At 67.1% G+C, this 12,500-nt stretch carries 12 protein-coding genes; 5 read left to right on the forward strand and 7 right to left on the reverse strand.

The genetic code is table 11. The features are described 5' to 3' along the window. Positions 1 to 87: 87 nt before the first annotated feature. The 4 genes from LWE61_RS18300 to LWE61_RS18315 form a co-directional block, all read right to left on the reverse strand. Positions 88 to 528, reverse strand: coding sequence for a chemotaxis protein CheW (locus LWE61_RS18300; RefSeq protein ID WP_234152096.1), 441 nt, complete (start codon positions 526 to 528; stop codon positions 88 to 90). After that, positions 525 to 2,954, reverse strand: a complete 2,430-nt coding sequence (locus tag LWE61_RS18305) for a chemotaxis protein CheA (RefSeq protein WP_234152097.1) — start codon at positions 2,952 to 2,954, stop codon at positions 525 to 527. The genes LWE61_RS18300 and LWE61_RS18305 overlap by 4 nt, the downstream gene beginning before the upstream one ends. 128 nt (positions 2,955 to 3,082) lie before the next feature. Further along, positions 3,083 to 3,727: a histidine phosphotransferase family protein gene (locus LWE61_RS18310; RefSeq protein ID WP_234152098.1), complete on the reverse strand. Its 645-nt coding sequence runs from the start codon at positions 3,725 to 3,727 to the stop codon at positions 3,083 to 3,085. A gap of 95 nt (positions 3,728 to 3,822) precedes the next feature. Beyond that, the gene (locus LWE61_RS18315) at positions 3,823 to 4,284 is read right to left on the reverse strand and encodes a Mov34/MPN/PAD-1 family protein (protein ID WP_234152099.1); all 462 of its coding nucleotides are present in this window, start codon (positions 4,282 to 4,284) and stop codon (positions 3,823 to 3,825) included. Positions 4,285 to 4,301: 17 nt separating this feature from the next. Here LWE61_RS18315 and LWE61_RS18320 point away from each other — a divergent pair, with 17 nt between their 5' ends. The 5 genes from LWE61_RS18320 (at position 4,302) to hrpB (ending at position 10,001) form a co-directional block, all read left to right on the forward strand. After that, entirely contained in the window at positions 4,302 to 5,258 is a 957-nt protein-coding gene (locus LWE61_RS18320) for an RluA family pseudouridine synthase (protein WP_234152100.1), read from the forward strand. 54 nt (positions 5,259 to 5,312) lie between these two features. After that, positions 5,313 to 6,215, forward strand: coding sequence for an RNA polymerase sigma factor RpoH (gene rpoH / locus LWE61_RS18325; RefSeq protein WP_267961890.1), 903 nt, complete (start codon positions 5,313 to 5,315; stop codon positions 6,213 to 6,215). Between the two features lie 42 nt (positions 6,216 to 6,257). Then, positions 6,258 to 6,614 carry a hypothetical protein gene (locus LWE61_RS18330; RefSeq protein WP_234152101.1) on the forward strand — a complete coding sequence of 119 codons (357 nt, stop codon included), beginning with the start codon at positions 6,258 to 6,260 and terminating at the stop codon, positions 6,612 to 6,614. Positions 6,615 to 6,749: 135 nt separating this feature from the next. After that, positions 6,750 to 7,457 (forward strand): monofunctional biosynthetic peptidoglycan transglycosylase, encoded by a 708-nt coding sequence (mtgA, locus tag LWE61_RS18335; RefSeq protein WP_234152102.1) that lies wholly within the window; start codon positions 6,750 to 6,752, stop codon positions 7,455 to 7,457. Positions 7,458 to 7,544: 87 nt separating this feature from the next. Continuing rightward, positions 7,545 to 10,001, forward strand: coding sequence for an ATP-dependent helicase HrpB (hrpB, locus tag LWE61_RS18340; RefSeq protein WP_234152103.1), 2,457 nt, complete (start codon positions 7,545 to 7,547; stop codon positions 9,999 to 10,001). Between the two features lie 159 nt (positions 10,002 to 10,160). Here the strand turns inward: hrpB and LWE61_RS18345 are convergent, their stop codons facing one another. The 3 genes from LWE61_RS18345 to LWE61_RS18355 form a co-directional block, all read right to left on the reverse strand. Continuing rightward, positions 10,161 to 11,024 (reverse strand): UTP--glucose-1-phosphate uridylyltransferase, encoded by an 864-nt coding sequence (locus LWE61_RS18345; RefSeq protein ID WP_234152104.1) that lies wholly within the window; start codon positions 11,022 to 11,024, stop codon positions 10,161 to 10,163. 52 nt (positions 11,025 to 11,076) lie between these two features. Then, positions 11,077 to 12,060: an NAD-dependent epimerase/dehydratase family protein gene (locus LWE61_RS18350; RefSeq protein ID WP_234152105.1), complete on the reverse strand. Its 984-nt coding sequence runs from the start codon at positions 12,058 to 12,060 to the stop codon at positions 11,077 to 11,079. Then, positions 12,057 to 12,500, reverse strand: a 444-nt coding sequence (locus LWE61_RS18355; RefSeq protein ID WP_326490667.1) for a UDP binding domain-containing protein, incomplete at its 5' end; no start/stop codon positions are given. The genes LWE61_RS18350 and LWE61_RS18355, both read right to left, overlap by 4 nt.

Raw genomic sequence — 12,500 nt, forward strand, 5'->3', positions numbered from 1 at the left:
TTCGATGCGCAGGTGCGACCCTAGCAAGAAGATGTAAGCGAAGTGTAAACCCTGCCGCCGGGCTGCGACGGATGGAGGCCGGAGCCGTCAGGCGGCGGCGGACAGCGCCTGTTGCCGGATGAAGTCGGGAATGGAGACGGCGAGATGCAGCCGGTTTTCAAACAGGATCATCCCCTTGGCATAGGATTCCCATGCCGCGCCGACCCGCCCGCGCACGGGCAACATGCCGCCCTCCACCGGGCAGATGTCGCTGACCCGGTCGATCAGCAGGCCATAGGTATGACCCTCCACCTCCGCCACGATGGCGAGGGGGGCACGGCCCATTTCGGTCAGGTCGCCCGTCACCAGCGTGCGGACGTCGATGACGGTCAGCACCCGGCTGCGCAGGGCGGCGAGGCCGCGAACCTGCGGCGCGGTGCGCGCGATGGGCATGATCTCGCCCAGATGGACGACGGCTTCCAGTTCGTCCGTGGGCATGGCGATGTCCGTGCCCGCGACGGTGGCGAAGAGGAAAAGGGGCGCGCTCATGCTGCCTGCCTCCGCAAGGCGCCATCGACCGCGGCGAGCAGGCTGGCCCGGTCGTAGCGATAGATGGACTGGTGGGGGTCGCGCATGTCCGCGTCGGCCTGCGCGCGCAGGCGGATGATCGGCATGGCGGGGCCATGGCCTTCGCCCACGCCGTCATCCTGGCCCGCGCCATTGTCGCACAGCAGGACGGCGGGACCATGGCTGGCCTCGATCTCCGGCGTGCCGGCGTCGCGCACGTCATAGCCCGCCTGCACCAGCAGGGGGGCGAGGATGGTGCGCATCCACGGGTCGTCCGCAAGGCCCGCAATCAGGCAGGTGCCGGGCGCGGTCGCCCCGCTGTCATTGTCGGCCGCCTGCCCCGCGAACAGGGCATGGGCGTCGATGACCTCCAGATGCTGTCCCTCATGGCTGACGACACCGGCGATGCCGTGGGTGCGGACGCGCAGATGCGGGCGGATGGGCATGTCGATGATGTCGGCGACATCCTCCACGACATAGCAGATTTCCTGTCCGCCGACCTTGAGGTGCAATGTCTTGACCAGTTCGTCGTTGATCGTGCCGGGATTGGCGACGCGGACCAGACGGTCCTGAAGCCGTACGAACTGCTGCCCCTCCGTCACGCCGAACAGGGCGGCGGGCAGATCCTCGATCCGTTCCACCGTGTCGAGCGGGATGAGGCGATGCTGACCGCCCTTCTCCACGAACTGGAGCGCGGGGATGGTCTGGGCCTGCTTTTCCTCCAGCCGTTGCTGAAGTTCGGCCTGCACGGCCTCGCTCTTGTCCAGCTCCATCGGCAGGTCGGCGACCTGCGCGATGCCGGCGGGATCGAGCAGCAGCATGGGGCGGCCATTGTCGGGCAGGGTCATGCCCGCAAAGATACCCGCCGCCATCACCACCGGCGATGCCGGGCGGATGACCAGTTCCTCGTGATTCTCCACGGCGTCCACGCCCAGCGCATAGGGGACGCCGGTGGGCGAGCCGACCAGCATCAGCGTGCGGGCGCCGCCCTCCACATGCTCGCGCTCACGCCCCAGCAGATGTTCGAGGTCGACCACGGAATAGCGCAGGCCCCGAATGGTGGCGACGCGGGCGCCCGCGACATTCTCCACCGTCACCATCGCGCTGTTTTCATGCAGCAGTTCGATGACATTGCCGCGCGGAATGGCGAACAATTCCGTGCCGCAGCGCAGGATGAGGCCGGGAATGATGGTGAGCGTCATGGGGACGCGCAACTGGATGATCGTGCCGCGCCCGACGGTGCTGTCCAGCGTGACGACGCCGCCGATCCGCTCCACATTGGTGCGCACCACGTCCATGCCGACGCCGCGGCCGGAGATGGCGGACACCTGCTCCGCCGTGGACAGACCCGCGTGGAAGATGAGGGCGAGCTTTTCGGCATGGGTCATGCCCGCCGCCTCATTCTCGCCGATCAGTTTCAGGCGCAATGCCTTGGCGACGAGATTTTCGGTGGCGATGCCCCGGCCATTGTCCACGACCTCGATCACGATCTGGTTGCCGGACTGGCGGGCGGCGATGCGGACATGGCCGGTTTCGGTCTTACCGGCGGCCATGCGCTCGATGGGGGTTTCCAGCCCATGGTCGAGCGCGTTGCGGACGATATGGGTGAGGGGGTCGAGGACCATCTCGATCATCTCGCGGTCCATCTCGACATCGCCACCCTCCAGCACCAGCTCGACCTTCTTGCCGAGATCCTGGCTGAGGTCGCGCACCATGCGGGGCAGGGCGGTGAAGAGGCGGTCGACGCGCTGCATCCGGGTCTTGCTGACCATGTCGCGCATGTCGGCGACACAGGCGGACAGCCGTTCGAAGCTGCCCTCCACATCCGGGTCGGCATTGGTGTCGCGCAGTTTGCGGGACAGCTCATTGCGGGCCAGCACCATGTCGGAGACGGCGTTCATCAACTGGTCGATGAGCGAGAGGGAAATGCGGATCGTGCGCGGCGCGCGTTCGCGCGGCGTGGAGGGAAGGGTGCGGGCGGAGCCATCGTCCAGCTCCACCTCCCCCACCAGCTCCTCGACCGGGGCGGGCGCGACCGGCGCGGCGGTGAGGGCGTCGAGCAGCGCCTCGTCCCCGTCCTCGGCCGGCACGGGCAGGTTGTCGCCATAGGCGCGGGCGATGTCGCCGATGCGGTCCATGACGGCGAGCACCGCGGAAATGGTGTGGGGATCGGGCGTGCGGTCGCCGGTGCGGATCGCGGCGAGGACATCCTCGGCCCGATGCGCCAGCTTCTCCACGCGCGGCAGGTTCAGGAAACCGCAGCTTCCCTTGACCGTGTGGAAGAACCGGAAAAAAGCGTCCAGCCTGTCACGGTCAGACGGGTCCGTTTCCCAGGCGATGACCTCGCCAGAGAGGGTTTCCAGATTCTCAAGTGTTTCAGCGACGAAATCGCCCAGTAAGTCGTCCACGGAGCAAAGATCCCCTATCCGTAGTTGACGGGGGTTGTGGACCAAAGGTGGTTAAAGGGTGATGAAGATTGTTCCGGCCCGGAAAATCGGGCGCGGGGATTGTTTGAAGTGGCGTTCGGGGCGGGCGGTCAGGCCGGGATATGGGCGCCGAAGAGGATGAGCGGCTGCTCCGGGTCTGACAGCATGATCTCGCCGCCGCGATCCGCGACAAGCTGGCGGCTCATGGCGGCGGAGACGGTGCGGGAGGAGATTTCCGACGCGGGGAGCGTGCCCGCCAGCGCGCGGCGAATGTCCTTGTCCAGCGTCAGGCGCGGACCCTCGCCGCGAACCGCGATCTCGACCGCGCCGCCGACCAGTTCCAGCCCGACCATCAGCACGCCGCCGCGCGGCAGCGATTCGCCCGCGATGAGGGCGAGGTTGAGCAGAACCTTCGCCGCCAGTTTCGGCAGGCTGTCCTCCGCCACGATCCATTCGATCTTGACCCGGCCGGTGTTGGCGAACACGCCCTCGATCGCGTCCTTCACCTCATGCGCGGGCAGGGTGTCGCCATATCCGCCCGCAGACCCGAAGGCGAGGCGGTAATATTTCAGCTTGGCGGCGGAGACGCGGGCGCTGTCGCCCAGCAGGCCGATGCACTGTTCGCGCATCGCGGGGTCCGTCTCGTCCGCCAGCAATTCGATGCCGTTGTTGAGCGCACCCACGGGGTTGAGCAGGTCGTGGCAGAGGCGCGAGCAGAGCAGGCTCGCATAGTCGATGCTGTTGCCGTCCGCCATCTATAGTCCTCGCCTGTCATGCTGGGTTCCCTTTGGCTAATGCCGGGACGGGCGCGGGGATGCAAGGATTATGCGGGGGTTATGCGGCGCGCCTGTCAGGGGGCGGAAGGGCCGGGGTCGACGATCATCGGGACAGGATCGAAGCGGCCGTGCACCGCACCATTCGTCACGGCTTTCCAGAGCGATGCGGTCCAGGGCGGCCCGGCGCAGATCAGCCAGAGCGCGCCGTTCGCCTCCGCCTGCGCCGCATCCTCAGCGGAGGGGGTGGGATCGCCGCCGGGGTGGCTGTGGAAGCAGCCGAGGATGGCCGGGCCGCCGTCCCGTTCGGCGCGGTGCGCGCGGATGAGGGTGGCGGGGTCGATTTCGAAGTGGCGGGCGCGGTCGGGCGCGACATTGGTCGCGGGGAGGAATGATTCGATGGTCCCGGCAGCGGTGGCTGGGGCGGCAGCAGCGAGGGGTGGCAGGCCGAGCAGCAGGCCGCACACCTCCTCTCCCGGCGTTTTGGACGCCAGCGCAACGATCCCGTCCAGCAGGCCCCTTGATATGCGCAACTTCACGCCCACATGCGTAGCCGATGGGCCAGGGGGATACCAACATTGATGCGCGGATGACCGATGCCCAGTCGGGCATGCGGCTGGACCGTGCGCTGGCGGACCTGCTGCCCGACATTTCGCGCGAGCGGATCAAGGCGCTGATCCTAGGCGGGCATGTGCTGGTCAAAGGCGGCCGCGCGGCCACCAACCCGTCGATGAAGGTCGCCGCCGACAGCCATTTCGCGGTGGACATACCCGCCCCACGCCCCGCCGACGCGCAGCCGGAGGACATCCCCCTCGTCATCGTGCATGAGGACGATCATCTGATCGTGGTGGACAAGGCGGCAGGGATGGTGGTGCATCCGGCGGCGGGCAATCTGGACGGAACGCTGGTCAATGCGTTGTTGGGCCATTGCCGGGGCAAGCTGTCCGGTATCGGCGGCGTCGCGCGCCCCGGCATCGTCCATCGCATCGACAAGGACACATCCGGCCTGATGGTGGTCGCCAAGACCGACCACGCGCATGAGGGGCTGGCCCGCCAGTTCAAGGATCATAGTATTCGCCGTGTTTACAAGGCGTTGGTCAACGGACTTCCCGCTACTGCGAAGGGCACGGTGGACACATGGATCGGCCGGTCCGACGCGGATCGCAAGAAAATGGCGGTGCAGCGCGAAGGGCGTGGCAAACATGCCGTCACCCATTATAAGGTGGTGCAGAAGCTGCACGGTTCCGCATTGGTCGAATGTCGGCTGGAAACGGGGCGGACGCATCAGGTGCGCGTCCATATGGCGCATCTGGGCCATCCGCTGCTGGGCGATCCGGTCTATGCGCGGTCGCAATCGCGCCACCGCGAGCTGTTGCAGCAACTGGGCTTCGAACGGCAGGCCCTGCATGCCGCACGGTTGGGCTTCATTCACCCGGTCGATGGCTCTGACCTGATTTTTGACAGTCCGATGCCCCGTGACATGCAGGAACTGTTCAGTCATCTTAACGTATAGCAAGGGCGACCTTAGACCAAAGGCCGCATTTTTTTAAGGGAAGGCAGGCGAATCATGGCCCGCAGCAATGTTCCATCCACGATACCGGCGCTCGGCACCGATGCCAGCTTGAACCGTTATCTGTCGGAGATCAGGAAGTTTCCGCTCCTGACCCCGGAGCAGGAATATATGCTCGCCAAACGCTATCAGGAGCATCAGGATTCGGAGGCGGCGGCGCAGCTCGTCACGTCCCACCTGCGGCTGGTGGCTAAGATCGCCATGGGCTATCGCGGTTATGGCCTGCCGGTCAGCGAGCTGATTTCCGAGGGCAATATCGGCCTGATGCAGGGCGTGAAGAAGTTCGAGCCGGATCGTGGTTTCCGCCTCGCCACCTATGCGATGTGGTGGATTCGCGCGTCTATTCAGGAGTTTATCCTGCGGAGCTGGAGCCTTGTGAAAATGGGCACCACGGCGGCGCAGAAGAAGCTGTTCTTCAACCTGCGGCGGATGAAGAACAATATCGAGGCGTTCGAGGACGGCGACCTGCACCCCGACGACGTGACCAAGATCGCGACCCATCTGGGCGTGTCCGAGGATGATGTCGTGTCCATGAACCGCCGCATGGCGATGGGCGGCGATACCTCGCTGAACGTCTCCATGAACGAGGATGGCGAGGGGCAGTGGCAGGACTGGCTTGCCGACGAGGGTCCGTTGCAGGACACGGTCGTCGCGGAGGCGCAGGAGGCGGACGTGCGCCACGACATGCTGTCGAGCGCGCTGGACGACCTGAACGACCGGGAACGCCATATTCTGACTGAGCGCCGCCTGGCCGAAGACCCCAAGACGCTGGAGGAACTCAGCCAGGTCTATGGCGTATCGCGCGAGAGGGTGCGCCAGATCGAGGTGCGGGCGTTCGAGAAGCTGCAACGGGCAATGATGCGGATCGCGGGCGAGCGCCGATTGCTGCCGACAGGCTGACGGGTGGATCGGGGGGGCATCGTCAGGGGACCGGATGGAACGTTGGCGGCCGATGGAGATCGGGCGCGCGGCATCATCTATGTCGAGGGCAAGGGCCTATGGACCATGGACATGGTCGGCCGGCACTTCGACAATCTGGCTGTTTTGGCGGAGCAATTTCGCGCGCAGTTTGGGCGGGCACGGGTCTTTGTGGACACGCGCGAGGCGGTGGCGCAGCCAGCGGATGTCGAGGCGTTGTTGCGGGCGCGGATCGCCGCCCTGTATGACGAGAGCGACAGGGTCGCGACGCTGGTGGCCGTCGACCTGCGGCGGATCAGTGTTTCGCCGAGGGTTTCGGCGGGGAACCGCCGCCTGTTCGACGATCCGATGGCGGCGATCCGCTGGCTGGCGAAGGGCTGACGGGGTGCTGGCGTAGGAACGAGAGGTGTCTGCGGCGCAGCGATCCGGGTCGCGGGCGTGCGATCCCCGTCGCGGGGTGACGACCCGTCCCAAATATCCTGATGACGCGCGCCGACGTGCGCGGTAACAGCGGGCATGGCCCGGACCAAGCGCACTTCCCCTGTCAAGCCGCCGTTGCGCGGGCGCATTGCGCGTATCGCGCTGCGCACCGTTATCGGCTTCGTCGCCCTCTCGCTGTTCTTCGTGATCCTGTATCGGTTCGTGCCGGTGCCGGTGACGTTGACCATGCTTTTCGACGGCAATGGTATCACCAAGGACTGGACATCGCTGTCCGACATTGACCCCAACATGCCGCGTGCGGCCATCGCGGCGGAGGACAGCAAATTCTGCCAGCATCATGGTTTCGACGCGGATGCGATCAGCAAGGCGATCCGCTTTAACGAGAAGGGTGGGCGCATCCGGGGCGGCTCCACGATCAGCCAGCAGACCGCCAAGAACGTCTTCTTGTGGCAGGGTGGCGGCTATGTGCGCAAGGCGTTCGAGGCGTGGTTCACCCTGTTGATCGAGGCGCTGTGGGGTAAGGAGCGCATCATGGAGGTCTATCTGAACGTCGCGGAGACGGGGATCGGCACCTATGGCGTGGAGGCGGGGGCGATCCGATACTTCAACCATGGTGCGGACCGGCTGACCCCGGCGGAGGCCGGGCGGCTGGCGGCGATCCTGCCCCTGCCCAAGAAGCGCGCGGCGATTGCGCCCAAGGGCTTTACGCGGCGGTACGGCAATATCATCGCCCGGCGCATCGGCGTGGTGCGGCGCGAGGGGCTGGATAGCTGCCTCAAGTGATGGTGCCGGAGTGATGTTGGCCTGCGCTCGCCACGACGCGGTGGGGCGCTCTTCTTTTTTGGCTCCGGCCGGGCGAATGTCTGTGCAATGACCCCTATGTCCCTCCCCATAGACGCTGTTCTGCCCGATCTGCTGGCGGTGCTGCGCGCCGCGCCCAATGCGGTGCTGGTCGCGCCGCCGGGGGCGGGCAAGACCACGCGGGTGGCGACGGCCCTGCTGGACCAGCCATGGTGCACCGGTCAGGTGTGGCTGCTGTCGCCACGCAGGCTGGCGGCGCGCGCTGCCGCCGAGCGCATGGCGGAGATGGCGGGGGAGAAGGCCGGGGAAACGGTCGGCTATATCACACGACTGGACAGCAAGGTGTCGGCAAAGACGCGGGTGCTGGTGGTGACGCAGGGCGTGTTCCTGCGCCGAATACAGGATGACCCGGCGCTGGACGGCGTGTCGGCGGTGCTGTTCGACGAGGTGCATGAGCGCAGCCTGGACGGGGATTTCGGCCTTGCGCTGGCGCTGGACGCGCAGGGGGGATTGCGCGACGATTTGCGGCTGGTCGCCATGTCCGCGACGCTGGACGGGACGCGCTTTTCCACGCTCATGGGCAATGCCTCGGTCGTGGAGAGCGAGGGGCGCAGCCATCCCGTCGCCTATCGCCATATCGGGCGCGTGGCGACGCAGCGGATCGAGGATAGCGTGGCGGCGGCGGTCGTTCGCGCGCTGGCGGAGGAACCGGCGGGCGACATCCTCGCTTTCCTGCCCGGCGTGGGGGAGATCGAGCGGACGGCCGAGCGGCTGGCGGGGCGGGCGGAGGCGTTCGCGCTCCACCGGCTGCACGGATCGCTGGAACCGGCGCAGCAGCGGGTGGCGTTGCGGCCATCGGCGGACGGGCGGCGCAAGGTCATCCTTGCCACCAGCATTGCGGAGACGTCGCTGACCATCGACGGGGTGCGGATCGTGATCGACAGCGGGCTGTCGCGCCGCCCGACGCATGACGTGGCGGCGGGCGTGACCCGACTGGTGACGCAGCGGGTGAGCAACGCCGCCGCGATCCAGCGGGCGGGCCGTGCGGGGCGGCAGGCGCCCGGCATCGCCTATCGCCTGTGGGAGGCGGCGGCGACCGGCGGCCTGCCCCCCTATGACACGCCGGAGATTTTGAGCAGCGACCTGTCATCCCTGTTGCTGGATTGCGCGATCTGGGGCGTGACCGATCCCGCCGGGCTGCCCTGGCTGGATGCGCCGCCGGTCGCGGCCCTGACCGAGGCGGGACGGCGTTTACAGGGAATCGGCGCTCTCGATGGGGAGGGGCGGGCGACGGCGCATGGGCGCACGGTCGCCGCGCTGCCCCTCGATCCGCGTCTGGCGCATATGCTGGTGGTGGCGGGCGAGCGGGGCATGGCGGGTGTGGCGGCGGAGGTGGCGGCGTTGCTGACCGAGCGGGGGCTGGGCGGCAGCGACATCGACGTGGCGACCCGGCGCGAGCGGTGGCGGCGGGAGAAGGGCGCGCGAGCGGACGCGGCGCGAAGCCTCGCGCGGCGTTGGGCGAAACTGGCGGGCGGGCGTGATGGCGAGGAGGGGGACGATGCGGTGGCGCTGTGCCTGTCGCTGGCCTTTCCCGACCGGGTGGCGAAACGGCGCGGTGCGGATGGCGCGGACTGGATCAGCGCGGGCGGGCGGGCGTTCCGCCTCGACCCGCTGTCGCCGCTGGCGCGGGCCGAGTGGCTGGCGATCGGCGAGGTGCAGGGGACGGCGGCGGGCGCGCGCATCCTGTCCGCCGCGCCCATCGACGCGCGGCGTATAGAGACGCTGTTCGCCGACCGGATCGCGGATCATCGCACGGTGCGGTTCAAGCCGGAGATCGGCGGGGTGGAGGCGTTGCGGGAGCGCCGGCTGGGCGCGATCCGCCTGTCGTCGGGCAATGACGATGCGCCGGACCGGGACGCGGTGGTCGCGGCGCTGGCGGCGGGGATCGCGGCGCAGGGGCTGGAGGACTTGCCCTGGCCGGACGGCGCGCGGTCACTGCGGATGCGGGCGTCCTATGCAGGGGAGGAGAGCATCGGCGAGGCGGCGCTGCGGGAGAGCGTGGCGGCGTGGTTGCCGGAGGTGCTGCCCGCGGGCGCGCGGCGGCTGTCCGCGATCAATCCGGGCGCCTTGTCGCAGATGCTGGACAATCGGTTGGGCTGGGACGGGCAGAAGCGGGTGGAGCGCATCGCGCCGCGCCAGTTCGTCAGCCCGGCGGGGAGCCACCATGACATAGACTATGGCGCGGAGGGCGGCCCGCGCGTGGAACTGCGCGTGCAGGCGCTGTTCGGCGTGGCGGAGCATCCGCTGGTGGGGGAAGCGCGGGTGCCGCTGGTGCTCAGCCTGACCTCCCCGGCCGGGCGTCCCATCCAGACGACGCGCGATCTGCCCGCTTTCTGGCGCGGAAGCTGGGCGGATGTGGCGAAGGAGATGCGGGGCCGCTACCCGCGCCACCCCTGGCCGGATGATCCCATGGCCGCCTCCGCGACGCTGCGGACGAAGAATGCGGATGCGCGGCGCAAGGGGTGAGGGGTTTGGGCTGGAGCCGGTTTCGATCCGGGCATCGGTTGGGCTGGTTTAGGGCAGGATGACTTTTCCTTGCATCGTCATGGCGAGCAATCCACTGCGTCGCCCCATGGATTGCTTCGCTGCGCTCGCAATGACGAAACTATTGGCGGTAGTTCGGCCCTAAAGAAGCGCCTTCGCCCACCGCTTCAACTCGTCGCCCATCGCCGCGTCGCGGCAGGAGAGTGCGAAATTGGCCTGTGCGAAGCCCAGCTTCGATCCGCAGTCATAGCGTTCCCCGTCGAAGGTCACGCCATGGAAAGGCTGCTTGCCGATCAGCTTGGCCATGGAGTCGGTCAGCTGCACTTCGCCGCCCGCGCCCGCTTCCTGCGTGGCGAGCAGGTCCATCACCTCCGGCTGGAGGATGTAGCGGCCCGCGACGATCAGGTTGGACGGTGCGGTGCCCTTCGCCGGTTTTTCGACCAGCCCCTTCACCTCGGTCAGCGTGCCGTCACGCGTGCCGGGGTCGAGCACGCCATAGCTGGGCGTGTCCTCGATCGGCACTTCCAGCGCGCAGATCAGGTTGCCGCCAGTGCGGTCATAAGCGTCGACCATCTGCTTCATGCAGCCCGCGCCCGGCTGGCCCACCATGAATTCGTCGGGCAGGATGATCGCGAACGGCTCGTCGCCGATGACGTCGCGCGCGCACCAGATGGCATGGCCCAGACCGCGCGGCTCCTGCTGGCGGATGAAGATGGCGTTGCCGGGCGTGAGGCGCGTGCCCTCCAGCGCCGCGACCGACTTGCCGCGATCCGCCTGGGTGCGCTCCAGTTCATAGGCCAGGTCGAAATGATCCTCGATCGCCATCTTGCCCCGGCCGGTGACGAAGATCATCGTCTCGATCCCGGCCTCCAGCGCCTCGTCCACCGCATATTGGATCAGCGGGCGATCGACGATGGGCAGCATTTCCTTGGGCACCGCCTTGGTTGCGGGCAGGAACCGGGTGCCGAGGCCTGCCACGGGGAACACGGCTTTGCGTATCGTCACAAAAACCCTCCTGGAAACTCTTGTCGAAAACTGCCGGTGTGGCAGGTGTTAGTCAGTTATCGTAAAAATTCCGGTACCATGCCGCAAACCGTTGCAGGCCATCCTCCAGCATCACCTTGGGATGATAGCCGCACAGGGCGTTGAGGCGGGATATGTCGGCATAGGTCGCGGTTACGTCGCCGGGTTGCATGGGGCGCATGATCTTTTCCGCCGTGCGGCCGATGGCCCGCTCCAGCGCTTCGATCATGGCCATCAGCCCGACCGGGCGACTGTCGCCGATGTTCAGGATGCGATGGTTATGGGTGGCTGGGGGATGGTCCAGCGCGCCGATGATGCCGTCCACGATATCGTCGATATAGGTGAAGTCGCGCGCCATGCGGCCCTCGCCATAGACTTCGATCGGCTCGCCGCGCAGGATTTTCTGCGTAAAGCCGAAATAGGCCATGTCGGGCCGGCCCCACGGACCATAGACGGTGAAAAAGCGCAGGCCGGTCAGCGGAAAGCCATAGAGGCTGGCATAGCTCTGGCTCATCAGTTCGCACGCCGCCTTCGTCGCGGCATAGAGAGAGACGGGCTTGTCGATCCGCTCATCCTCCGAAAAACCGGCGCCGCCCATCGGTCTGTCACCATAGACAGAGGATGAAGAAGCATAGACAAGATGTTGAAAATGCTCGGCATGACGGCTGGCCTCCAGCAGGGAGAGATGCCCCGCCAGATTGGACCGTTCATAAGCGAAGGGGTTTTGCAGGCTGTAGCGCACGCCCGCCTGTGCGGCGAGATGGACGATGCGCCGCACCCCGTTATCGCGCACGATGCGGGCGACTCCATCGGTGTCCGCAATGTCGATGCGGTGAAAGCGGAAGCCCTCCCGCCCGGTCAGCGTGGCGAGCCGCGCCTCCTTCAGGGCAGGATCATAATAGTCGTTGACGATGTCGATGCCGACCACCGTTTCGCCACGGTCGAGCAGGCGATGGGCGGTGGCATGGCCGATGAAGCCTGCCGCGCCCGTCACCAGCACCGTGCCCTTCTTAGTCACCGTCCGACGGCCGTATAGGTAAATCCGGCCTTTTCGACGAAGTCTCTGGGGTAGACGTTGCGCAGGTCGACCAGGATGGGCTGGCTGAGCAGTGCCTTGGCCCGGTCGAGGTCGAGCGCGCGGAACGCGTCCCATTCGGTCACGATGACCAGGCCGTCCGCGCCCTCCATCGCCTCATAGGCGTTGGTGCAATAGTGGACGTCGCTCAGCACCAGCTTGGCCTGCTCCGTGCCTTCGGGGTCATAGGCGCGCACCGTGGCGCCTGCGTCCTGCAACGTCTGCACCACCGCGATCGCCGGGCTGTCGCGCATGTCGTCCGTGTTCGGCTTGAACGTCAGGCCCAGCACCGCCACCGTCTTGCCGCGCACATCGCCGCCCATCGCCGCGATCACCTTGCGGCCCATCGCCCGCTTGCGATTGTCGTTGACGGCCACCACCGC

This window comes from Sphingobium sufflavum (assembly GCF_021403115.1).
Taxonomy (GTDB): domain Bacteria; phylum Pseudomonadota; class Alphaproteobacteria; order Sphingomonadales; family Sphingomonadaceae; genus Sphingobium; species Sphingobium sufflavum.